The sequence below is a fragment of the Parafilimonas terrae genome, from assembly GCF_900115755.1.
GTDB lineage: Bacteria > Bacteroidota > Bacteroidia > Chitinophagales > Chitinophagaceae > Parafilimonas > Parafilimonas terrae.
On record NZ_FOXQ01000009.1, the window covers coordinates 32,559 to 56,941 of the forward strand.

The following is a 24,383-nucleotide window of genomic DNA, read 5'->3' on the forward strand; positions in this document are numbered from 1 at the left end:
CCGGTAAAGTTTTCCGGCATATTATTAAAAAGAAAAAGGGTTCAATGTTGAAACCCTTTTTTCTTTTATTATAAATCATCTAAGCCTGCTCAACAGCTTTGGCTAATTTTTCACCAAATTTCTTTTTATAAAGAAGCACTGCATCTTCAATTATATCCAATGCTTTTGCTTTATCACCAAAATCTGAAACGGTAACAGACTTCTTTTCAAGTGTTTTATATTCTTCAAAAAAGTGCCTTAACTCTTCAAAGAAATGCTGTGGAAGTTCTTCTATATTATTATAATGGTTTACGCCGGGATCATTGTTGGCAACGGCAATTATCTTATCATCTGCATCGCCGCCATCAACCATTTGCATAACGCCAACAATTTTGGCTTCCATTAATGTTAAAGGCTGTACGGGCAAAGAGGTAATAACCAATATATCAAGCGGATCTTTGTCATCCCCGTAAGTTTGCGGGATAAAACCATAATTTACAGGATAATAAAAAGAAGAATAAATAACGCGGTCCAGTTTTAACAAACCACTTTCTTTATCAATTTCATACTTGCATCTTGAGCCTTGGGATATCTCAATAACAGCATTAACAATTCTGGGTGCCCTATCTCCGGTGCTTACGCCATGCCAGGGATGAAGAACAGTAGTGGTAATCATAATTTAATTTTTGCAAATGTAGTTTTAAACAGCTTTTTTAAGAAGTGTTTATTTGCTACAAGTGAAAATTTTGAATAAAACCATTAAGAAAAGCGGAAAAAAATTTTCAAATAGATCGTTTTTTATATATTTATCCTTTTTAAAGCCAGCCTTATATTCAGAATAAGAGGTAAATAATTTTATCAAAAACTTTATACTGAATAGGGCTTATATTTGTAATGCTTTATTAACCTCGTTTAGTTTCCCAATGAATGAAATCTTACTGATAATAGCAGCCTACCTAATTGGCTCTGTACCAACAGCAATATGGGTTAGCAGGTATTTTTTTGGAATTGACATTCGTGATTATGGCAGCGGTAATGCCGGTGCCACCAATACTTATCGCGTATTAGGTGCAAAATGGGGCACGCTTGTAATGATCACCGATATGGTTAAAGGCGTTATTGCTACTTCCCTGTATATTTTAATTCCATATTACGTAACAAAATCCAATGAATGGGACAGAACAAACCTGATGATCGGGCTTGGCCTCGCAGCGGTTGCCGGCCATATCTTTCCTATTTGGGCAGGTTTCAGGGGCGGTAAAGGCGTAGCAACTTTGTTTGGAATGATATTAGCTATTCAACCCATCGTAGCTGTATGTTGTGTTGGGGTGTTTTTGCTGGTTTTATATTTAACGAGGTTTGTATCGCTCAGTTCAATTCTGTCAAGTGTAGCATTTGCCGTTTTTATTCTTTTTATTTTTAATGATGATGTTACACTATACAGGATATTCTCTGTAGCAGTAGCATTAATGGTTATACTCACCCACCAAAAAAATATAAACCGGTTGTTGAACGGAACAGAAAGCAAAGTTCCAATCCTTAAACACCGCGACCGCCGCCGCAGCAACAGGCAAAAAAGAAGACGTTGATCTTCACTTTTCGCTATTGTTGAATTTTAATTATTTTATGAAATGCCTGTGTAGAATGTTTCACTCCCAGGAGAAATGTATATTAAGGCATTTCATGATGCCATTTAAAAAACAGAAATTATACGAATGAAACCAAAAATCATCCTGCTACTTCTCTTTGTAGCAAGCCTTAACTTTTTTTCCTGCACACGAAATGCAATTACCGGCAGAAACCAGCTTTCACTGGTTCCCGAATCTGAAATGCAGCAGATGGCTGTAACCCAATATAGGGAATTTCTCGATACCAGTAAAGTTGTTGCAAAAACAAATGCCAATGCCGAAATGGTTAAACGCGTTGGTTCCCGCATAGCGTCTGCTATTACCAAATATTATCAGGAAAAAGGTATTACAAATGATATTGCCAATTACAAATGGGAGTTTAACCTGGTGCAGGACAAACAGGTGAATGCATGGTGCATGCCCGGCGGTAAGGTGGTTGTTTATACAGGCATTCTTCCCATTACACAAAACGAAGATGCGCTTGCCATTGTATTAGGGCATGAAATAACACACGCCGTTGCAGGTCATGGCCGTGAACGCATGAGCCAGGCTATGGTAGCGCAGGGATTACAGGTTGCAGGAAATGTTGCCTTGTCAAAAAATGCGCAAACGGTAAATATATTTAATAATGTTTTTGGGCCTGCAGCACAGGTAGGAGTATTGTTGCCTAATAGCCGTAACCAGGAACTGGAAGCAGATCATTACGGGCTGATCTTTGCAGCAATTGCAGGTTATAACCCGCAGGAAGCAATTCCTTTCTGGACGCGTATGGCAAACCTGAATAAAGGCGGTGCGCCGCCGGTATTTTTAAGCGATCACCCAAGCGATGCTGACAGGATTCAAAAATTAAAACAGTTAATGCCTGAAGCGCTTTCTTATTATAAGCCTTCTAAATAAACCAGGTGGGGTTAATACCGCAAGTTTAATCTTTCTGAAATAATCAATGCTCAATATGCAATAAGGAATGTTCAATTGTAATCTGCAAAATGAGAATTCCTGCCCGACTGATTGGTGAGGCAGGGAATATTGAGCATTGATTATTGAGTATTATAATTAAAAATCTATCCCTTAGCGAACGATATTATTCATCACTCACTATTCGTCTTTTTCTTATATTCTTTTTCCCGTAATTGACGGAAAATAAAAAAACCCCGCGGCTGCGGGGTTTTAATGTTGTATGCTGAAAAGCATTATTTCTCTTCTTCTTTCTTAAGCTTCTCTTTAATTTCAGCCAAAGCGCTAAGATCGCCAAGTGTAGCTTTTTCAACCTTGTTCTGAATGTTCTTAACCGTTTTACGCGTTTTTTCAGATTCGGCTTTTGCTTCTTTCTTAGCTGATTCCTGTTCGGCAACTTTTGCCTGTTCCCATATTTTGGTATGGCTTACAAGAATACGCTTTTCGTTGCGGTCAAATTCAATCACCATAAACTCTGCAGTTTCATCTGCAACCAGGCTCTTGCCGTCTTCTTTAATTAAATGACGGTTAGGTGCGAAACCTTCAAGGCCGTAAGGCAACTGAACAATAGCGCCGCGGTCATCTTTGCGAATGATAGTTCCCTCATGCACGCTGCCTACAGCAAATGTATCCTGTAAAGCTGTCCATGGATCTTCTTCCAGTTGTTTATGACCAAGCTGCAATTTGCGGTTTTCTTTATCAATGGCCATTATCAGCACATCAATGTCTTCACCTGTTTTTGTGTATTCACCAGGATGATTGAAGCGTTTCAGCCAGCTTAAATCACTAATGTGGATCATACCGCCAATACCCGGCTCAAGCTCTACAAACACACCATAAGGAGTGATGTTTTTAACAACGCCTTTGTGCTTGCTGCCCTCAGGATATTTTTCTTCGATATTGTTCCATGGGTCTTCTGTAAGCTGCTTGATAGAAAGGCTCATTTTGCGGGACTCTTTATCCAGCGTTACAACCTTAGCTTCATGCTCATCGCCCAGTTTGAAGAATTCTTTTGCATTGATAGGTGTGTTAGCCCATGTAATTTCACTCACATGCACCAAACCTTCAACGCCGGGAAGAATTTCAAGGAAAGCGCCGTAATCTTCAATGTTAACTACTTTGCCTTTTACAACAGCGCCTTCATGTATAAATTCAGGCAACACATCCCATGGATGCGGTGTAAGCTGTTTTAAACCAAGGCTGATGCGTTTCTTGTCATCATCAAAATCAAGCACAACAACCTGCAGTTTCTGATCCATCTTCACTACTTCGCTTGGGTGAGAAATTCTTCCCCATGAAATATCGGTGATGTAAAGTAAACCGTCTAAGCCGCCAAGGTCCATAAACGCACCAAAGTCTGTAATGTTCTTAACAGTACCTTCAAGCACCTGGCCTTTTTCAAGCTTGCTGATGATTTCTGCACGCTGTGCTTCAATATCGCTTTCAATTAAGGCTTTATGAGATACAACGGCATTCTTAATAGCTTCATTGATCTTAACAACCTTGAACTCCATTGTTTTGCCTACAAACTGATCGTAATCAGTTACAGGTTTAACGTCAATCTGAGAACCAGGCAGGAATGTTTCAAGACCAAATACATCTACAATTAAGCCGCCCTTTGTTTTGCTGGTAACGATACCGGTAACAACTTCACCGGTTTTATGCACTTCAACAATGCGCTCCCATGCACGAAATACACGCGCTTGTTTGCGGCTGAGGTGAAGGTTGCCATCGCGGTCTTCTTTTTCAACTACCATAACTTCCACAACATCGCCCACCTTAAGGCCGGGGTTATCGCGGAATTCATTAAGCGACACGAGGCCATCACTTTTAAAACCAATGTTTACAACAACATCAGTTTTAGTAAGGGCTACAACAGTGCCGTTTACAATTTCACCATCTTCAATGGTAACAAAAGTGTTTTCGTAAACCTTGTCGTACTTTTCTTTTTCTTCTTTGCTATAATTTGTAACATTACGCTTATCAACGCTCCAGTCAAAATCGTCGTGCGCTGCAAGCTTTTCTTCTACAGGCGGGGGAAGTGTTTCTGTAACAGAGCTTTCCACTGCAGGCTGGGTTTCGGTTTCAGAAGCTGACCCTTCTGCCACAGGTGCATTTGTTGTCGCTGTAGTTGCTTCTGCCTGCGGGGCATTGGCAGACTCCTGTGCCTCAGCGTTTGTGTTAGGAATATTATTTTCACTCATAATAAAAAACCCGTTGTTTTAAATCGGGGCGGCAAAAGTAAGTAAAATACGGTGAAAACACGTATTTGCAACGGGCAGGTTTGTTAATGAATTCTTTAAGAAAAAACGGGTTATAGCCGAACCGGTGGTGCAGAAATGCTCAATAACCAACACCTATTTAACCCCGGGATTACGAATGAATATAATTCTGTAAATGTTCAATCGTTTCTTTCTGGGTGAGGATGGTTTCTTTAACCACATCATTAATGGATACAATGCCGGCAAGCTGTTCATTTTCAATAACCGGCAAATACCTGATATTTTTTGCAGACATCAGTTCCATACAATGTTCTACGGTGTCATTTTTAACTACAGACGGATAATTGGTATCCATTATTTCGCCAACCGTAGTCTCGCTGGAAGATCGGCCTTTAAGAATTACTTTCCGGGAATAATCGCGTTCCGTCATAAGGCCAATAAACCTGTCGTTTTGAGATATGGCCACAGAACCAATATTCTTATCAGCCATTAATTTCAGGGCGTCTATCACGGTTAATTCAGATTGAACCGTTTCAACATGGCTTCCCTTGCGTTTCAATATGTCAGCAACGTTTCTCATAAGGATAAAAATACAAAATTCTGTGAAAATTTCCCTATGAAAAATAAGCCGCTATTTCTTATTTTTTTGCTGGTCTTTCATTTGCTGCACTTTCTTTTGCGCTTCCAGCATTTTCTCATATTGTTCCTGCCATTTGCTTTTTTGCTTTACCTTTTTGGGGGCCTTGCGGCGCTCGTGCATATCAGCAAGAATTTTATCATGGTCAAGAATATAATTCTGAATAACGAATTGGATTCCTAATGTAATAAGGTTGGACACCGTATAATACCAGGTTAATGCCGCCGGTAATGAATTAAAGAACAATAACATGAATATGGGATAAACATAAGGCATGTATTTTAACATAGGGTTATTAGGGTCCTGCGGCGTCATATTCATATTATATATAGAAATAAGAAAGCTGGTAGCCACAGCAAGCAGAGCAAATAAACTGATATGATCGCCGATGATGAAAATTTTGCTGCCAAACTGCACCAGTATATCATAAGTTGACAAGTCGTCCGACCAAAGGAAAGGCTGGCCTCTCAGGCTTATGTTAGAGTTAAAGAAACTATACAGGGCAAAGAATATTGGAATCTGCAGCAATAACGGCAAGCACCCACCCAATGGATTAGCGCCCGCTTCGCGAAAGAGTTTCATTTGCTCCATGGCGAAGCCCTGCTGGTCTTTTCCAAATTTCTTTCTCAGCTCATCTAATTCCGGTCGCAGCAGTTTCATTCTTGCACCGCTTTTATAGCTTTTGTACACAAGCGGCGATGTGATTAACCTTATAAAAATTGTAAGCAAAGCAATCACCCATCCATACACAGAAATAAAACCTGCAAAGAAGTTGAACACAGGCATTATAATGTATTTATTAATGGGCCTTACAAAGGCATAAAAATCACGGCCAAGGTTTACAATGCCATCCATTTCAGGAGCGGCATTTTGTAAAGCTTTATAATCATTCGGGCCAAAATACAATTGCATGGGAATATTAATATTAGCTGAAGCGGGCACCTGCATTTGTAAGGTTGCATCAACCAAACCTATTACCTGCGTGGTATCTGTGCTGCGTGCCCAATGCACTTCTCCCCCTTTAAAATTGTCTTTGGCAATTAATGCTACGTTGAAAAACTGCTGCGCAGCGCTTACCCATTGCACCGGCTTTTCAAACTTATGTTCTGTTTTGGATGATATATAATCGAAATCATTTCCTTCAGAAAAGCAAACGTTCGACATGCGGCGCTCATAATCAGCCGATTTTTCAACCTGCATGAGCTGCGAAACAAAATGAAAATTGAGCGTGTTATTGGTTATGAGGTTTTGTGCACCAGCCAGCGATATATTCCAGTCAATTAAATAACTGCCTTTTTTTATAGTGTATTGATGAATAATGCCCGCACCTGCCGAATCTATTAATTTAAACTGAACGGTTTGGCTGCCATCGGCATTTGTTACAGGTTTCTCTGCAACAAAATCCATTTCTGTGGTTGATGCTGATTTATTAGCGCCGGTATTTATAGCATAACTGATACCATCTTTATCACTTTCACCCAATACAACCTTACCGCCGGTCTGCGAATTATACTGCTTTAATTCCACGTATTTTATTGCACCGCCTTTGGTAGTAAATACAGCCTTGAGAACATCGTTTTCAACAGTAACCAGTTGTTCCGGGATGCTGGCAGCTTTGGCAAAATTGCCTGCTGAATTTGTCTTACCAATAGAATCAGCACGAAGAGAATCGAGTTTTAAGGCAGCCCTTTGTTCGGGTGTGATTTTATTAATGGAATCAATACGCAGAGAATCCTGTATATGTTTTTGATGCGTTAAATAGGCTTGTTGTTGTTTGTTCGTGTACCAGAAAAAAACAAAAAATAAAATGGCCAGTATAACTACACCAATAATTGTATTCTTATCCTTCATATAAAAAAATAAGCGGCAAAGGTAACAGATTGGGTAATTGCAGGCAAAGCGAAAAGCAAAAAGTAAAAATTAAAAAAACTTTAAACTTTAATGGAAAACGTTTGAAATTATCTAACCTTTCTGCCCTTCCATTTGTAGGTGCCAAATGTGCCCAGCCAACCCGAAATTACCGTGTATAAAATATGAAAAGGCTGCATAAGTACAAACGAAAGCATTAACCGCTGCAGCGAATAAAATTTTGAAACCCTATACATAAAAGGCATTTCAAGCAATGCCTTAAAAAGAATGAATGATAACCACACTAAAAATATTTGCGGCCTGAAAAAACTGGCGATAAATAATACCAGTAAAAAAAGGTTCAAAAAATAAACCAGCAGTAATACCCAGAAAACACGCTTGTCTTTATAACTGGTTGCTTTGCTTGCCCAGCGTATGCGTTGATTCAAAAAGCTGTTTAAATCGGGCATGGGTGGTGTTGTTACAATTATTTTATCGCTGAATAAATAGCCTATATTTTCAGGATACTTTGTTTTTATTTTATGCATCAGCAGCATATCATCGCCACTCGCAATATGATCTGCATTTTTAAATCCATCCACTTCATAAAAAACTGATTTTTTATAGGCAAGGTTAGCGCCATTGCACATGCTATGGGCGCCTGCATAAACTGATGCCGCCGTTATGCCCTGCAGGCTTAAGAAATCAAGGCACTGAAAAATATCAAGAAAAGAATTATTGCAGGTAAACATTACAGGCGCCGCTATAAAAACACGGTTATTTTTTTGAATATACGCATCAAATAACTGGAGCCATTGCTGCGGCACAATACAATCTGCATCGGTGGTAATGATCCATTCATATTTACTTTGCGCAATAGCCAGTTCAATCGCTCTTTTTTTATAGGAATTGATTGTTTCGGTAATAATATTTTTTAAGCTGATGATATGAATATTGGAATACTTTGTTTGCAAAGCATGAACAATCCCAGGCGTTCTGTCTGTGGAAAAATCATCAGCCACTATTATTTCAAATAAATCTTCGGGATAATTATTATTGAGAATTGACCGGATGCAGTTTTCAATATTTTCTTCTTCGTTGCGTGCCGGAATAATAACCGTAAACCTTGTTACAGGCTTTATAACCGTTGCATTAAAAATCCTGAGTTTACTAAACCAATACAAATAAAGGTTTATGAGCAAAAGATAAAGGCAAAGCAGCGTGGCAGTGATATAAATAAAATAAGTAAGCAACTGCATATAGCCCGCAAAGAAAACTACAATCAGTCATTCAGCAATGCAGCAATTTCGTTTGCATATTTTTCTTTCATCAACTGGTGGCCTGCATGTATAGTTTTTATACTGATATTTTTTGCATTGTTAAAAACACCTGCACGTTTACTGAGAATAATACGGTCGTATTCACCAAACAAAAAATTCAGTTGAACATTATATGTGCCACACAATTGTTTTATATGCTGAAGATTGGGTTTGAACCTGCGCATAAACGTCCAGCGTTTATATAAAAGCATTCTTTCTTTCTCTTCATCCAAATAATAATGTATGAATTTTATGATGCTTTTATTAAGCAGTTTTAATTTGGCGATTGCGTTAACCGTTTTAAAAAACCAGCCGGGATTTTTCATAGTATAAGCAAAAGCTTTATTCCCCAAACGTGTTTGCGTGGTTAGCCGGTACCAGATATTCTGATGCAAACCATCGGGCGCAACCAATGCTGCCGTTTCAATTTCACCCGGCATTTTTTCTATTAAATGCATAGCCACACGGCCACCCATGCTGTATGAAAGCAAAGAAAACTTTGTATTGGTAAAATGTATCAGCCTTATAATGGCAATAAGATCATCCGGCATAAAAGGTGCTTCTTCATTCCACTGAGTTTTTCCATGAAAAGGAAAATCAATAGCATATAATGTATAATCATCGCCCAGCCTATTATTCAAAAAAGCAAATGAATATCCATTTTCTCCATAACCATGAAAACAAAACAATGTTTTGGCCCCTTTGCCAAAAACATAATAATGAATAAGCGAAGCTTTATATGCCAGGAAATGATGCTGCATGAACGCTTTACATCTTAACAGAAAAAATTATTTTGAATCTGTTGTTAATGTGATAAAGATATATACTTTTGAGATAGTTGCATAAACAACTATTTCAACCTGGCAGGCTTTAAAAACCTGACAGGTTATATTTAGTAAAACATGTCGGTAAACCAGTTTAAAAGAGGAGAATTATACAGCGTTATTAATGGAATGGCCAGTACGGCGGTTGCAAGGCGGTTACAAAAAAACCTTCGCAATGCGGGCATTGATATTACGATTGAACAATGGACAGTGCTTTATCATTTATGGAAAGAAGATTGTTTAAGCCAGCAGGAATTATGCAACCGCACTTATCGCGATAAACCAAGCATCACAAGATTGATTGATAAACTTGAAAAACAGAAATTATTAAAACGTTCATCCCATAAAAATGATAAGCGCATTAACCTTGTTTGTTTAACGGATGCGGGAAGGGCTTTACAGAATGTAACCCTTGAGCTGGCCAACCAAACCATGGATGAAGCGCTGCAGGATGTGAACAAAGAAGAAATTGAAATTGTAAAAAGAGTGTTGCAGAAGGTGTATGATAATTTGAACCCCACATCTCCTGAAGGGAGCATATAAAGTCTCAAACTATATGAAGTTTGATTAAATGATGAATGCAGAAAATTTGAAACCGGAGATGAGACGCGAATATGCAATTTAAGAAAGCTAACGTGATGCATAAAAACAAAAACCAATAGCAAAAAATATTTATTAATAAAATTAATATCATGGAATCTGTGGAAAATAAAACCATATTAAAAGGCGGTGAATGGCTTATTAAAGAAAGCACCGCCAACGATATTTTTATTCGTGAAGACTTTAGCGAAGAGCAGCAAATGATAATGGACATGTGCAGCCAGTTTATACAAACAGAAGTACTGCCCATTATTGACCGCATTGATAAACTTGAACCGGGCCTTATGCGCTCATTACTGGTTAAGGCCGGTGAACAAGGATTGCTGAGCACTTCTTTTCCCGAGGAATACGGCGGACTTGCAAAAGATTTTATAACGTCAACCATTGTTAATGAAGGGCTGGGCAATGGCTTTTCTTTTTCGGTGGCCATTGCAGCACATACCGGCATTGGCTCGCTGCCTATTTTATATTTTGGAACGGAAGATCAAAAACAAAAATATATCCCGAAGCTTGCCAGCGGCGAGTTTATAGGCGCTTATGGCTTAACGGAGCCCGGCAGCGGTAGTGATGCGCTTGGCGCCAAAACAACGGCGCGTTTAAGTGAAGACGGCAAATATTATTTACTGAATGGCCAGAAATGCTGGATAACCAACGGTGGCTTTGCCGATGTTTATACAGTGTTTGCCAAAGTGGATGGCGATAAATTCACGGCCTTTATTGTTGAACGTGGTTTTGAAGGTTTTACGCAAGGCCCTGAAGAACATAAAATGGGTATCAAAGGTTCTTCAACAGTGCAGTTATATTTCCAGGATTGCAAAGTACCTGCTGAAAATGTATTAGGGGAAATTGGTAAAGGCCATATTATCGCTTTTAATATTTTAAATATAGGCAGGTTGAAATTATGCGCTGCAACCAACGGCGGTTCCAGGAGTGCACTGGATATGTCGGTGGAATATGCCATTAATCGCGAACAGTTCAATACATCCATTTCCAATTTTGGCGCTATAAAAGAAAAGCTTGCCAATATGGCTATTAGTTTATGGGCAAGCGATTCTGCATTATACAGAACTGCCGCATTGATTGAAGAAAAGCGGGCAGAACTGGAAGCTTCCGGCAAAACGCATGAGCAGGCGTTGCTTGGCGCTGCCGAAGAATATGCAATTGAATGCGCCATATTAAAAGTGTTTGGCAGCGAGGTGCTGGACCTGGTTACCAATGAAGGTGTACAAATACATGGCGGCAATGGTTTCAGTGATGAATATTTAATATCGAAAGCTTACCGCGACAGCCGCATTAACCGCATTTATGAAGGCACCAACGAAATAAACCGGTTGCTTATTCTGGATATGACGTTGAAACGCGCCATGAAAGGAAGGCTGGATTTGATGGGCCCTGCCATGGCTGTCGCAAATGAGCTGATGAGCATTCCTGATTTTGGCAATGATGATGAAACGCCATTCAGCGAACAAAAAAAATATATCATCAACTTTAAGAAAGCCATTTTAATGGTGGCGGGCGCAGCCGTGCAAAAGCTGATGATGAATATTGATAAAGAGCAGGAAGTATTAATACATATTGCCAATATGGCCATTGATACCTACCATGCAGAAAGCTGTTTGTTGCGTTTAATGAAGCTTACAGAGAAAAACGGTGAAGCTAATGTTGCTGTTTTGAAAGATATAGTTGACTGTTTTATTTATGATGCAGCAGACCGTATAAATAAAAATGGTAAAGATGCTTTGAATGCTTTTGGTGAAGGCGATGAATTGCGCATCATGCATATTGGCTTAAAAAGATTTACAAAAGTTCAGCCACTTAATTCAAAGGCAGCTAAAAGAAGGATTGCAGATAAGATGATTGCAGATAGGAAGTATGCATTCTAGGGAAATCATCAAACTGGCTTTTAATTTCTCACAGATGGTGCAGATTATCACGGATGATATCAGGGCTTTTTTAAAATTTCTTCAAAGTCGTTTCGAACAGCTCTTTTTATTTCTTTTATAAATTCTATTATACCCATAATTATTATAACGACGGCTGAATAAAAAAATAATGAACTTAGTAAGATAAATCACACCGAAGCCAGCAACACCTGCCAGGCCTCGTTTACATTTCCTTTATCAAGTAATTGTTTTGCATAGCGGTGCAGTTCACTTTCCATTTCATCAGGGCTTACGGAATAATATTGAATAATATTTTTCAGTTGTTCATCTTCAAACGAAGCATCAACAAAAGGTATTTCTTTTACATTAGCTAACCGGGCAAGATGATTGCCGGTTAATATTTTACTTGTGCGGATAGCCGCAGGCAAACCATCAATGCCAATTCCCAAATCTCTTACCGGCCTGATAACTTTAAAAAGATTGGTTGCATCCACATTACAATACCAGTCGCCGCCAAGCCTTGCCACATGGTGCAGTTTGGTTTGATCTATAGCCGAACCATCTTCATTCAAAATACTTTCATCAACATGCATGCATATAACTTCTGCAATAATTAATTGCCCCGAACCGCCAGTATTGCCAAGGCTTTTTATTTCAAGCACCTTGCATTCCATTTGCACTTTGGCTTCTTTAACACGAGGTGGTTTTATATAAAATGATGACAGCTTTGTAAAGCCTGCCTTTACAAATTCATCTGTGCCTTTTGCATATTCAGTGCTTGCAAGGTTTATCTGCTGCACTATATCATAATCACAAATATTAATAACCACTTCCGGTACTTCACTTATATTTTCGAAAGTATGTTTATGCGTATTATTTCTTCCTCTTTTCACTGTTGAAAAAATAACCACAGGCGGATCATAAGAAAAAAGATTAAAAAAACTGAACGGGCTAAGGTTTGAATTTCCATCTTTATCAACCGTGCTTGCCAGTGCGATTGGCCTTGGTGCAATGGCATATTGCAGCCAGTTCATTTTTTGCGGAAGCGCAAGTGTATTTAATTCTACCGTATGCATCGCATTATAATTAGCACATCAGCAAATTTGTCAATTAAACTTTTTTCTTTTGAAGTATAGAAAAATCGCTTTCTTCTTTTTCAATAATATTTTTCAGTATTCCTAAGCCTTCAACTTCCATTTCAATTACATCGCCCTGCTGCAGCCATTGTTCTTCGTAATTTTCATCATTCAGTTTACCGGTACCGTTCAATTCAAGAAAGCATCCGGTACCAACTGTGCCACTGCCAATAATATCGCCGGGATATAAAGTTGCACCATACGATGCACGTTCAATCAGTTCGGCAAACGTCCAGTCCATATCGCTTAAATTACCTTCACTTACCTGCACGCCGTTTATTGCACATGTCATTTTTAAATTCCAGTTTTTACCCGCATGGCCTTCTTTTGCCGGCACTTCAAATTGTTCCAGTTCATCCAATGTAATTAACCACGGGCCTGTTGCCGTTGCAAAATCTTTTCCCTTTGCCGGGCCAAGGTTCAGCAACATTTCTTCTGATTGCAAAGTGCGGGCGCTGAGGTCGTTCATAATCATTAATCCGGCAATATATTCGTCAGCTTCTTCTGCGGGAATATTTCTGCCTAATTTAGAAATAACAATGGCTGCTTCCAGTTCAAAATCAAGTTTATTAAAATGATCGGGCATGCACATAACAGGCCCCGGCCCCTGCACGCCATGATGATTAGTGAAATAAAAAACAGGATACTGATCAAACTCAGGCAGCATGGGCACTTTCCTGTTTCTCCTGGCAGCGGCAACATGCTGACGGAATGCATATCCATCGCGGCAGCTTGGAGGAAAAGGTACAGGCGCCAGTAAATCTGCGCTATTAACCGGAAAGCCTTTTTCCCTGCCAATGCGGCCATCCAAAATTGCCTGGTGCAGTTTTAATGCAAGTGCGTAATTATCTTCCCAATAAGTAAGGAACATCATCATAGATGATGGCATTTCGCTATGCAGCAAATCTGTATCGTACAATAAATTATTTTCAAGAATAGCTAACTGGTCATGCCCTTCTTTTAAATAAGAAACCAATTTCATTCGTATAAGTTTATTTTTTAAATGGCCTTCGTGTGATAAAATATTATGCCCTGTTTCATAATAATTATTTCAGTTGGATGCTGTATTTTTGCACCTGGTTCATAAATGAATATATATTCATTTATGAATAATTATTTCTGTATGCAATTTTATGGAATAAAAGTTGAGAAACAGAATGTTAAGCGGCATTATTACCTGAAGTACGGTTATAATACAGACAAGCATAAAAGTTCTTTTTTGTTATTTTTGCAGGTGAATTAGCTAGCCTCAAAGGCACACCATAGAATACTTATAAACATACATTTATGACAGAGAGAGTTACCAAACCTTCTTTCATAAAAAACGCAGATGCTGAGTTATTTCAGCAATTAAGGAAAGAGGTTAATATTACAGTTAGCAGATTGGAAGAAAAAAGAAGACCGGGAATTATTGTTAAAGCTATTCTTTTCCCCGCACTTTACATTTTATCATATATAGCGGCACTTTACTGGGCTTCGAATACTTCCATTTATTATTTCTGCTTTTTCTCAATGGGCTTTTTGCTGGTATTAAATTTTTTAAACCTCATACATGAAGCCGTTCACAACACTTTGTTTTCAAATAAACATATCAACAACTGGTATGTTCATTTCTTTGACCTGATGGGCGCCAACAGTTACATCTGGAAAATAAGACATATACGGCTGCATCATAACTATCCAAATGTTATGGGTTGGGACAGCGATTTTGAGCAAAGCCCGCTGGCAAGGGTATTCCCGCATGCGCCATTTTCCAAAATGCATAAATACCAGCATATTTATCTGCCGCTTTTTTATCCTTTATATCTTATTAACTGGCTCCTGGTAAGGGATTTTAAAGATTTCTTTAATAAGAGAAAACTGGTTTGGAAAGTGATAGACCATATACCAACTATTGAATATATTAAACTGTTTATTTTTAAAATTGCTTTTATACTATATACAGTTTTATTGCCGGTGTTGTTTTTTAATGTTAGCTGGGGACAGGCAATTATAGCTTTTTTAATCATGCTGTTTACGGCAAGCATCGTTTCGCTGCTGGTATTGTTATCGCCGCATGCAAGCACAGAAAGTGAATACCCAATGCCTGATGAAAACGGGCAAATGCCCATGGCATGGTTCAGGCACCAGCTTAGCTGTACAAATGATGTAAGCGAAGACAATTGGTTTATCCGTTTTTTTATGGGATGTTTTAATTATCATATTGCCCATCATTTGTTCCCGGCGGTAAACCATGTTTTTTATCCTGAAGTAACACAGGTTATAAGGGAGTTTGCTGCAAAAAACAATTTGCCTTACCGCCAGTTTCCCCTGGTTAAATCGTTGCGCAATCATTACAAACTATTACGCACAAATGCCTTTCACGAAAATATTTTTGAAGAAACAATGTAACGGTGAATTATTAATAAGAAAGAAGAACAACTATTTGTTGTTCTTCTTTCTTATTAGTGTGAAATTATTGCTGTTTTGCTATGCCGAAATCAATCAACCCCACTCATATTACTCTCCTATTTACAGAAACAAATTTTATTCTGCATTGCTGCACGAAAATTCATCCAGCCTTTATTTACCAGATAACAACTCTTAAACTATCAGCCCTGTACATCGCATCACCGGGTTTTACATTGAATGTTTTATAAAATTCAGGAATATTGCTCAAAGGCCCGTTAACACGGTACTGTGCAGGCGAATGCACATCAATGCGTATTTGTCTTGCAATAGATTCCGGCGTTGCATTTACCATCCATGCATAACCATAAGCAAGAAAATAACGCTGGTCTGGCGTTAACCCTGCAACCGTTTCATTGTTTTTATATTGATTTGTTTTTTTGAATGCTTCATATCCCATAACCACACCGCCAAGATCAGCAATATTCTCTCCTTGCGTGGCATCCCCGTTTATGTGCAGGCTGTCAAGCATAACATAGTTGTTGAATTGTTCAACGATCAGCTTTGTTTTGGCAAGAAATTTTTCACGGTCTTCTTTTGTCCACCAGTTTCTAAGATTGCCTTTATCATCATATTGGCTGCCCTGGTCATCAAAGCCATGCGTTATTTCATGACCAAATGTGGAACCGCCAATTATGCCATATAAAACAGCATCGTCGGGCATGCGGCCTTCAAAACCGGGAACAATAATATTGCAGGCCGGCACTACAATTTCATTATTACTTGGATTATAATAAGCGTTATAAGTTTGCGGCATCATCGTCCACTCTTCACGGTCAACAGGCTTGCCCCATTTTGATATCATATAATTATAAAACCACTGGTTTGCATGCATTACGTTTTGTGCATAAGAACTGCGGTCAATCGTAAGGTTGCTCATATCTTTCCACTTATCAGGGTAGCCTACTTTCATTACTATCTTCGAAAGTTTATATAACGCTTTCGTTTTAGTAGAATCGCTCATCCAGTCGAGCTTTTTAATATGGCCTGCAAATACATCACGAATGTTATTGCCTATTTCTACCAGTTTATCTTTTGTGCCTTCGGGCAAATATTCCTTTACATATACCTGCCCTATTAATTCACCCAAATAGCCGTTAGTGTTTTCCACAACTGTCTTCCAGCGCGGCTTTCGCTCTTTAACACCACTTAATATAGTTGCATTGAAATAAAAATTTTCATCATCAATGGCTTTGTTTAAATAAGAAGCATACGCATTAATAAGGTTCCAGCGCAGGTAAGCTTTCCAGTCCTTGATTGAAAATTTACTAAGCGTATTATTTAATGCGCTATAAAATTCAGGCTGGCCAACAATAACCGTATCACCATTTTTTATACCTAACAGGGGCAGTACATTATTCCAGTTAATTGCCGGCGTTAACTTATTAAACTGCGCCACAGGCATTTTGTTATAATTCTTTTCCGGGTCGCGTAATTCGGCAAGCTTACGGCTATGTGCGGCAAGCTCCGTTTCAAGCTTCATAATATTTAATGCACCGGCGCTTGCAGTTGCACTGTCGGTACCGGAAAGCTGCAGCATTTTTTGAATATGCTTTACATATTCATTGCGAATATTTTTTGTGCGCCCGTCATTATCAAAATAATAATCGCGAACGCCAAGGCCAATGCCGCCCTGCGCAAACAGCATGGCATACTTATCACTTATCTTATCATCCTGTGATATATAAAAAGAAAAAAGCGGGCTGGCGCCTATTGAATGCAAATGTGCAATTGCAGCAATAACTGCATCTATACTGTTTATAGAATCTATAGCTGCAAATTCATTTTTCAATGGCGCTATACCTGCCTTTTCAATATTTACCGTATCCATGCCGCTGGCAAAAAAATCACCTATCTTTTGTTTGTTGCTTCCTGTCGCATCGTTGGCTTTTGAAGCTTCCTCACATATTCTTCTTACCTGGTCATTAATTGTATCCTGTATGGTTCTGAATATACCGTTGCTTCTTTCGCTTGACGGAATAGGATGCGCTTTAAACCATCCTCCATCTGCATAATGAAAAAAATCCTGTGCAGGATTAACGGTTGTATCACGATTGGTTACAAGCGGATCGGGCTTGTTTTCATTTTTGTTTGTTGAAGTGTTGCAAGCTGCAAGAACAACGGATAAGAGCACGCATGCATTTGCGAGGTTTCGGAATAACATACAGTAGTTTTTTAAAGTCAAATTAAAGTAATGCATGCGGAAGAATCAACTTATTTATTTATGCGGTTGAAATATTTGCTATGAAAAGAGATGGAATTTATTTAACCACAGATACATAAATTTTATAACGGATAACTGTTCTCTGTAAGCTGATTATATTGTTGAGAAAAGCATTGCTGCTGAAGTGTGCGACGCAACCGTGCTTAACAACGTTACTGCTGCCGGTAACACAATAACGAATAATAAATGCGAAAGCATTTATCAGGCTGCAGCATTTGTTCTCACTTTTCCTTTGCGCGGAAAGAGTATTTCTGCAATAAAAATGAGCACAAGGCTAAGCGCTGTGGTGGCAGTTACTTTTCCGATGAAGAAGAAGAAATCACCAAACTCCATCCACTCAAGAAACACAAGCAATGTTGTGTGCATGAAGGTGAGTATAAGAATGTATGTTGCATAAGAACCCCAGCCCATGCTTTTAACGGACGGCTCTGCAAAGCTTAACTGCGTTGTTTCCTGTGGTATTAAAAGGTTTAATAAAAAGGGCCGCAAATAAGCAATTAAAACACAAGGCGCCGCATGAAGGCCCGGTGTGCCGCTGAAATAGTCGTACGTTAAGCCGAATATGAATGCGAGCAGCATTAATGGCGCACGCCCCATATTGAATGGCAGCCATAAAATAAACAGGAAATAAATGTATGGCTTCACAAACTCATGCACGGGTGGCACTTTATTAAATACATAAACCTGCACAGCGATGAACAATACAAAACGGATTATATTTTTTAGCAGGTTCGTCATTTATCTTTTGGCGTTTTAGCTTCCAGTTGTTTTTGTTCAGCCCAGATCATGTTATTAACAAGATAGGCATATTGAATATTATAAAAATCAGTTGATGTTTTTACTTTCAATTCATAAAAGCCGCTGCCGGAATCGCCCTGCAAAGCAGCAACAGTACCAATCATTATACCTGGCGGATAACTGCCTGACAGATTACTGGTGATAATACTATCTCCTACTTTTACTTTAGCTGATTTAGGCACATTATGCATGGTTACATAACGAGGGTCTTCGCCATCCCAGTCAACGAGGCCGGTATAGAAATCCTTCTTTGTCATGGCGCTTACTTTGGCATTGCGGTTAAGCAGGCTCATTACACGGCAATAATTATCGCTTACCATAATTACCTTACCCACAATTCCACGCGGGCCCGTTACACCCATATCAACCTGTGCACCCTGTTTAGCGCCGCGGTATAAAGTGATGTAATTGTTTTGTTCTGAAATATCGTTGTTTACAATTTTGGCAGGAAGGAATTCAAATTTCCTTATGCGGCCAAGCGTGTCTTTCAGCAGGGAATCTATCTGGAATACTTTTGATGTATCGGGCGCTTCAAAGCTTGATTGCAGCATGCCCCTGAGCTCAGCATTTTCAGCAGCCAGCGCTTCATTGGTTTTTTTAAGACGGAAATAATATTCAATAGCATTATACTGCGCACCCACTTTACCTGTGGTTTCATTGGCTATATTAGAAAACGCAACCTGGTAAGTTTGATTGTAATTAATGAGGGCAGCCAGTGAAATCCCCATCAAAATAAGGAACAGGAACAGGTTAAAAAAATGACGTATGAAGGCAATTATATTACGCATAAAGCCCCTCCCAGCTTCCTCTAAGTGGAGGAAATAGAACGTTGATTTTTATATTGGTTATTTATCATTTATAATTTGCAAGCCTTCCTCTTTGGGAAGATTTAGACGGGCTTCTTTTATTTCATTACAAAAGGGTAACGCTGGTAATTTTTTAATGCCAGCCCTGTTCCGCGCACAACACTGATAAGCGGGTCTTCAGCAATATGGACAGGTAATTTTATTTTCTGGCTTAAACGTTTATCCAAACCACGCAGCAATGCACCTCCGCCGGTTAAATACAAACCCCTGCGGTAAATATCAGCAGCCAGTTCAGGCGGCGTAGTTTCCAGCGCTTTTAAAATAGCTTCTTCTATTTTAAAGATGGATTTATCCAGCGCTTCAGCCACTTCCTGGTAGCTCACCATAATTTGTTTTGGAATACCGGTTACGAGGTCACGGCCATTTACCGGCATATCTTCCGGCGGATTATCAAGGTCTTTCATAGCCGCGCCGATCGTTATTTTTATTTGTTCTGCCGTGCGCTCACCAATAAGCAAACTGTGGTAACGGCGCAAAGCTTCCATAATATCAGCGGTAAATTCATCGCCTGCAATACGAATGCTCTGGTCGCAAACAATGCCGGCCAATGCAATTACGGTAATGCCAGTTGTGCCACCGCCAATATCAATGATCATATTACCAACCGGTTCTTCCACATCTATTCCAATACCCAAAGCAGCGCTCATAGGCTCATGGATCAAATACACTTCTGTGGCGCCTGCCTGCTCCGCACTGTCGCGAACCGCACGTTTTTCAACTTCTGTTATGCTGGAAGGAATGCAGATAACCATTCTCCATCTCGGTGCAATCAATGGTTTTTTAGGATAAATCATTTTGATCATTTCCTTTATCATTAATTCAGCAGCATTAAAATCGGCAATTACACCATCTTTCAACGGGCGCACGGTACGGATGCTTTCATGCGTTTTTTCGTGCATCATCAGTGCACGTTTTCCCACAGCCAGCACTTCTTTTGGATTATTCCTGTTTAAGGCAACAATGGATGGTTCATTTACCACCACTTCATCATTATGTATAATCAGGGTATTTGCGGTGCCAAGATCAATCGCAATTTCCTGTGTGAAAAAATTAAAAAGTCCCATTATATAATTAGTTCAAATGTTATTTATTGAATAAGCCGCAAAGGTGCAGGATATAATTCGAATTTACAAAGCACAGATATTTCTATTTCAAGGGGTTTTGTTAATATGCACAAACATTATTTTTTTAGTTCTAAACTTTTTTTGGCGGGGAAGACAATTATTGATATGCAAAACAGCTTTCTTCAAACATGAATCGTCCAAAGCAAATACAAGAACGTTCAATTTTAAAATTGCTGTTATTATTTCAGACCTTAATTTTTCAACATGTTTCAACGTCTGAAAACCTTTAAAGTTTTCACGTTTTACGATTGACAATTCACGGATTAAATTCATACCCAATATCGCTTCTGAAATACATGCCTTCAAAATGTATGTTACCTAACACATTTTTTGAAAGTTGCACTGCTTCGGCAATATCCTTGCCAAAAGATGTTACGGCTAAAACTCTTCCACCATTTGTTACAACTTCACCTTTATTATCCGGTTTTGTTCCCGCATGAAAAATAAAGCTTTTACTTTCCAACACATTATCCGGTAAGCTTATCTGCTTTCCTTTTTCATAGTCGCCGGGATAACCGCCGCTTACTGCAACAACCGTTGCGCATGCCCGATCATCGTATGCAATAACTGTATCTTTTAAAGTATTATTATGTACGGATAAAAATAATTCCACAAGATCGTTTTTTAAACGCGGCATCACCACTTCCGTTTCCGGGTCGCCCATGCGGCAATTGTATTCTATAACGAAAGGCTCATCGCCCACTTTAATCAACCCAAAAAATACAAAGCCATTGTAAATAATATTTTCTGTTTGCAAACCCTGTATGGTTGGCTGAATAATTTTTGTTTCAATCTTCTGTAAAAATTCATCAGTTAAAAATGGCAAAGGGCTTACACAACCCATGCCGCCGGTATTCAATCCTGTGTCGCCAACACCAATACGTTTATAATCTTTTGCATGGCCGATGATCTTATAATCTTTACCATCAGTTAATGCAAAAATGCTCAGTTCAATGCCATCTAAAAACTGTTCAATCACCACTTTGCTTGATGCTTCGCCAAACTGCTGGTTGATGATCATTTCTTCAAAAGCTTTCAATGCATCTGCTGTTGTTTGTGCAATTACAACACCTTTACCAGCGGCCAAACCATCGGCTTTTAGCACAACCGGCAAACTATGTTGCCGGATATATTTTTTGCCTTCTTCAAAACTATCTTTTGTAAACTCGGCATAGGCGGCTGTTGGTATATTATGCCGCTGCATAAATTTTTTGGAGAATGCCTTGCTGCCTTCCAGTTGAGCGCCTTCGGCAGAAGGCCCGATGACAATTATATGTTGGGTTGAAGTATCTGCTTTAAGCGCATCAAACACGCCATTTACCAGCGGGTCTTCCGGCCCCACAACAATCATTTCAATATTATTTTCAACAGCAAATTTTTTGATGGCGTCAAAATCATTTACACCGATACTTACATTCTTTCCGCATTGCGCTGTTCCGGCGTTGCCCGGCGCAATAAATAAATTTGAACAATGTTTGCTTTGTGCCATTTTCCACGCCAGTGCATGTTCACGGCCACCGCTTCCCAACAACAAAATATTCATGAAAAAATAATTAGGCGGCGAAAGTAAAAGTTTTATGCTTTCTGAATTAGATTTTGTTAATTGTAAAAACTGCTTATTTTGGGCTGCCAACTAATTATTATTCCAATAAACCAGCTTTAATGAATATTACTGAAGATGCAATAAGTGCTGCTGAACAACCTGCCCGTAAAAATCATCCCAAAGGTTTATATGTGTTGTTTGCAATTGAAATGTGGGAACGGTTTAATTATTACGGCATGCGTGCAATCCTTACTTATTTTATGACGCAGGCGCTACTCTTCAAACTTGATTTTGCTTTAAACCTGTATGGTAGTTATATAAGTTTGTTGTACTTGACACCATTAGTTGGGGGATATTTTGCCGACCGCTTTTGGGGCAATAAACGATCCATTTTTGTTGGTGGTTTGGTAATGGCAATTGGCGAATTAATTCTCTTTGTTTGTGGCACTATCTATAATTCTTCCCCGGCTTTATCCAACATTCTTTTCTTCTCCGGCCTTGGTTTAATGATTGCGGGCAACGGTTTTTTCAAACCCAATATTTCTACGCTTGTGGGGCAGCTTTATCCAAAAGGCGACCTGCGTGTTGACCCTGCTTACACTATTTTTTACATGGGCATAAACCTGGGCGCATTTTTCGGCCCTATAGCTTGTGGTTATGTTGGCAATACAGGCAATCCTGCAGACTTTAAATGGGCGTTTCTTGTTGCCGGCGTAGGCATGATCATCAGCCTTATTGTACAGCGGATATATCACAACAAACTGGTACGCGATCCAGAAGGAAAAATACTGGGCCTCAAACCTGATGACCTGGTTGTTGATAAATTAAACAAAGAAGCATCAAGCCATGTAAAGCCGCCAGCGCCAATATGGTCGAACCCTGTTTCCACGGTTATTATCATGCTTGTATTTGCGGTCATTTCAATTGGTGCGCTTTACCTTGATACGCAAATCAATTACCTGTTCTATCTTTTAGGCGGCAGCTTCCTGTTTATCATCATTCTTATTTTTTCAGATAAAAACCTAACCAAAGAAGAAAAGGGAAGAATTTGGGTAATGGTGATCATTGCTTTTTTTGTTGTGTTTTTCTGGGGCGCCTATGAACAAACCGGCGCTTCGCTGAGCGTTTTTGCAGACAGGCAAACCAATCGCCATCTCTGGGGCGATTATGTGATGCCGCCAGCCTATTTTCAATCATTCAACTCTGCATTCATCATCATTTTTGCGCCAATATTAGCATGGTTATGGTTAAAGATGGGAAAGAAACAACCTGCCACGCCTACCAAAATGGGCATAGGTCTATTGCTGTTGGCTTTGGGTTTTTTATGGATTGCGTATGGCGTAAAAGATGCTGCCGCAAAACAGGTGAGCATGATATGGCTCACCGGTTTATACCTGCTGCACACGCTGGGCGAATTATGCCTCTCACCTATCGGCCTTTCATTATTCAATAAATTATCGCCGTTAAGATTTGCATCGTTGCTGATGGCCGTATGGTTCACAGGCAATGCCGGTGGCAATAAATTAGCCGGTGTGTTAAGCAGTTTATATCCTGAAGGCGGCAAAACCACTTCGTTTCTTGGCTACCAGATAAGTAGCCTGCATGATTTTTTTATGCTGTTTGTTTTTATGGGTGGCGCAGCGGGTATTATTCTTCTCTTGCTCTCGAAAAAACTGCAAAAAATGATGCATGGGATACAGTAAGGAATATAGTTTAAATTTGAAGAAAGAAGTGAAGTATGAGTAACTATGATTTCCTGGAAAAAGTAAAATTGATGCCTGCAGATTATCAGCAGGAAATTAAAAATTTTATTGATTTTGTTTGGGAAAAAAAACTTGGACAACCTTTAGAAAAACCTAATCGTGATAAAATAATTGGAGCATTTAAGGGGAAGGTTTGGATGAGTCCGGATTTTGACGAGCCATTAGAAGACTTTAAAGACTACATGTAATGGCTGATTACTTACTGGATACGCATACGCTTATTTGGATGCAGGAAGGCAATTCTGAACTAAGCAAAAAAATAATAGATATTGTTACCGACTCTGAACAAAAATTATTTCTAAGTGTTGTATCTCTTTGGGAAATATCAATAAAACTTTCAAAAGAAAGATTAAAGCTAAATTATACGTTAGATGAGATTGTAGATTATTGCATTGAAAACCAAATTCAAATCATCCCAATCAAATTACATCATCTTAATCTTATTAAACTCTTACCATTTTACCATAAAGATCCTTTTGATAGAATGATAATTGCTGTAGCATATACAGATAATCTTTTTTTACTTTCAAAAGACAGCAAGCTTTCTTTATACAACGTTCAAACAATCTGGTAACCAAAACCAAATC

21 protein-coding genes are annotated in these 24,383 nt (G+C 39.0%); 8 read left to right on the forward strand and 13 right to left on the reverse strand.

The window, feature by feature from the left end; all coding sequences use genetic code 11:
- Positions 1 to 79: 79 nt before the first annotated feature.
- Complete coding sequence (locus BM015_RS14420) at positions 80 to 655, reverse strand: inorganic diphosphatase (RefSeq protein WP_090659865.1); 576 nt, start codon at positions 653 to 655, stop codon at positions 80 to 82.
- 247 nt (positions 656 to 902) lie between these two features.
- Here BM015_RS14420 and plsY point away from each other — a divergent pair, with 247 nt between their 5' ends.
- Both plsY and BM015_RS14430 read left to right on the forward strand, forming a co-directional pair.
- The gene (gene plsY, locus BM015_RS14425; protein WP_090659868.1) at positions 903 to 1,568 is read left to right on the forward strand and encodes a glycerol-3-phosphate 1-O-acyltransferase PlsY; all 666 of its coding nucleotides are present in this window, start codon (positions 903 to 905) and stop codon (positions 1,566 to 1,568) included.
- 126 nt (positions 1,569 to 1,694) lie between these two features.
- Positions 1,695 to 2,504, forward strand: coding sequence for a M48 family metallopeptidase (locus tag BM015_RS14430; RefSeq protein WP_090659871.1), 810 nt, complete (start codon positions 1,695 to 1,697; stop codon positions 2,502 to 2,504).
- 293 nt (positions 2,505 to 2,797) lie between these two features.
- Here the strand turns inward: BM015_RS14430 and rpsA are convergent, their stop codons facing one another.
- From rpsA to BM015_RS14455, 5 genes are all read right to left on the reverse strand, one after another.
- A complete protein-coding gene (gene rpsA, locus BM015_RS14435; RefSeq protein ID WP_090659874.1) occupies positions 2,798 to 4,765 on the reverse strand; it encodes a 30S ribosomal protein S1 in 1,968 nt (655 codons plus the stop codon).
- Between the two features lie 169 nt (positions 4,766 to 4,934).
- Complete coding sequence (locus BM015_RS14440) at positions 4,935 to 5,363, reverse strand: CBS domain-containing protein (RefSeq protein ID WP_090659877.1); 429 nt, start codon at positions 5,361 to 5,363, stop codon at positions 4,935 to 4,937.
- A 51-nt stretch (positions 5,364 to 5,414) separates the two neighbouring features.
- The gene (gene yidC / locus BM015_RS14445) at positions 5,415 to 7,271 is read right to left on the reverse strand and encodes a membrane protein insertase YidC (RefSeq protein ID WP_090659880.1); all 1,857 of its coding nucleotides are present in this window, start codon (positions 7,269 to 7,271) and stop codon (positions 5,415 to 5,417) included.
- A gap of 107 nt (positions 7,272 to 7,378) precedes the next feature.
- Positions 7,379 to 8,527, reverse strand: a complete 1,149-nt coding sequence (locus BM015_RS14450) for a glycosyltransferase (RefSeq protein WP_090659883.1) — start codon at positions 8,525 to 8,527, stop codon at positions 7,379 to 7,381.
- Positions 8,528 to 8,550: 23 nt separating this feature from the next.
- On the reverse strand, positions 8,551 to 9,348 hold the full coding sequence (locus tag BM015_RS14455; RefSeq protein ID WP_090659886.1) for an alpha/beta fold hydrolase: 798 nt from the start codon (positions 9,346 to 9,348) through the stop codon (positions 8,551 to 8,553).
- 141 nt (positions 9,349 to 9,489) lie between these two features.
- On the opposite strand from BM015_RS14455, the gene BM015_RS14460 reads away from it, so the two are divergent.
- Together BM015_RS14460 and BM015_RS14465 are read left to right on the forward strand one after the other, a co-directional pair.
- The gene (locus tag BM015_RS14460) at positions 9,490 to 9,954 is read left to right on the forward strand and encodes a MarR family winged helix-turn-helix transcriptional regulator (RefSeq protein WP_090659890.1); all 465 of its coding nucleotides are present in this window, start codon (positions 9,490 to 9,492) and stop codon (positions 9,952 to 9,954) included.
- A gap of 149 nt (positions 9,955 to 10,103) precedes the next feature.
- The gene (locus BM015_RS14465) at positions 10,104 to 11,894 is read left to right on the forward strand and encodes an acyl-CoA dehydrogenase family protein (protein ID WP_090659893.1); all 1,791 of its coding nucleotides are present in this window, start codon (positions 10,104 to 10,106) and stop codon (positions 11,892 to 11,894) included.
- 188 nt (positions 11,895 to 12,082) lie between these two features.
- Here BM015_RS14465 and BM015_RS14470 read toward each other — a convergent pair whose 3' ends face one another.
- Both BM015_RS14470 and BM015_RS14475 read right to left on the reverse strand, forming a co-directional pair.
- Complete coding sequence (locus tag BM015_RS14470; RefSeq protein ID WP_090659896.1) at positions 12,083 to 12,970, reverse strand: flavin reductase family protein; 888 nt, start codon at positions 12,968 to 12,970, stop codon at positions 12,083 to 12,085.
- Positions 12,971 to 13,004: 34 nt separating this feature from the next.
- Entirely contained in the window at positions 13,005 to 14,012 is a 1,008-nt protein-coding gene (locus BM015_RS14475) for a fumarylacetoacetate hydrolase family protein (RefSeq protein WP_090659899.1), read from the reverse strand.
- A 305-nt stretch (positions 14,013 to 14,317) separates the two neighbouring features.
- Here BM015_RS14475 and BM015_RS14480 point away from each other — a divergent pair, with 305 nt between their 5' ends.
- Positions 14,318 to 15,421: a fatty acid desaturase family protein gene (locus BM015_RS14480; RefSeq protein WP_090659902.1), complete on the forward strand. Its 1,104-nt coding sequence runs from the start codon at positions 14,318 to 14,320 to the stop codon at positions 15,419 to 15,421.
- A 175-nt stretch (positions 15,422 to 15,596) separates the two neighbouring features.
- On the opposite strand, the gene BM015_RS14485 is transcribed toward BM015_RS14480, so the two are convergent.
- From BM015_RS14485 to purD, 5 genes are all read right to left on the reverse strand, one after another.
- Positions 15,597 to 17,642, reverse strand: a complete 2,046-nt coding sequence (locus tag BM015_RS14485) for a M13 family metallopeptidase (protein WP_090659905.1) — start codon at positions 17,640 to 17,642, stop codon at positions 15,597 to 15,599.
- A 261-nt stretch (positions 17,643 to 17,903) separates the two neighbouring features.
- Positions 17,904 to 18,440 carry a rod shape-determining protein MreD gene (locus BM015_RS14490; protein ID WP_090659908.1) on the reverse strand — a complete coding sequence of 179 codons (537 nt, stop codon included), beginning with the start codon at positions 18,438 to 18,440 and terminating at the stop codon, positions 17,904 to 17,906.
- A complete protein-coding gene (gene mreC, locus BM015_RS14495) occupies positions 18,437 to 19,288 on the reverse strand; it encodes a rod shape-determining protein MreC (RefSeq protein ID WP_090659911.1) in 852 nt (283 codons plus the stop codon). The genes BM015_RS14490 and mreC overlap by 4 nt, the downstream gene beginning before the upstream one ends.
- A gap of 116 nt (positions 19,289 to 19,404) precedes the next feature.
- Positions 19,405 to 20,430 (reverse strand): rod shape-determining protein, encoded by a 1,026-nt coding sequence (locus BM015_RS14500; protein ID WP_090659914.1) that lies wholly within the window; start codon positions 20,428 to 20,430, stop codon positions 19,405 to 19,407.
- A 316-nt stretch (positions 20,431 to 20,746) separates the two neighbouring features.
- Positions 20,747 to 22,033 carry a phosphoribosylamine--glycine ligase gene (purD, locus tag BM015_RS14510; protein WP_090660283.1) on the reverse strand — a complete coding sequence of 429 codons (1,287 nt, stop codon included), beginning with the start codon at positions 22,031 to 22,033 and terminating at the stop codon, positions 20,747 to 20,749.
- A gap of 119 nt (positions 22,034 to 22,152) precedes the next feature.
- On the opposite strand from purD, the gene BM015_RS14515 reads away from it, so the two are divergent.
- The 3 genes from BM015_RS14515 to BM015_RS14525 are packed head-to-tail and all read left to right on the forward strand — an operon-like array spanning position 22,153 to position 24,370.
- Complete coding sequence (locus tag BM015_RS14515) at positions 22,153 to 23,736, forward strand: peptide MFS transporter (RefSeq protein ID WP_090660287.1); 1,584 nt, start codon at positions 22,153 to 22,155, stop codon at positions 23,734 to 23,736.
- Between the two features lie 35 nt (positions 23,737 to 23,771).
- The gene (gene vapB, locus BM015_RS14520) at positions 23,772 to 23,984 is read left to right on the forward strand and encodes a type II toxin-antitoxin system VapB family antitoxin (RefSeq protein WP_090659920.1); all 213 of its coding nucleotides are present in this window, start codon (positions 23,772 to 23,774) and stop codon (positions 23,982 to 23,984) included.
- Positions 23,984 to 24,370, forward strand: coding sequence for a type II toxin-antitoxin system VapC family toxin (locus BM015_RS14525; protein ID WP_090659923.1), 387 nt, complete (start codon positions 23,984 to 23,986; stop codon positions 24,368 to 24,370). The genes vapB and BM015_RS14525 overlap by 1 nt, the downstream gene beginning before the upstream one ends.
- Positions 24,371 to 24,383: the final 13 nt, after the last annotated feature.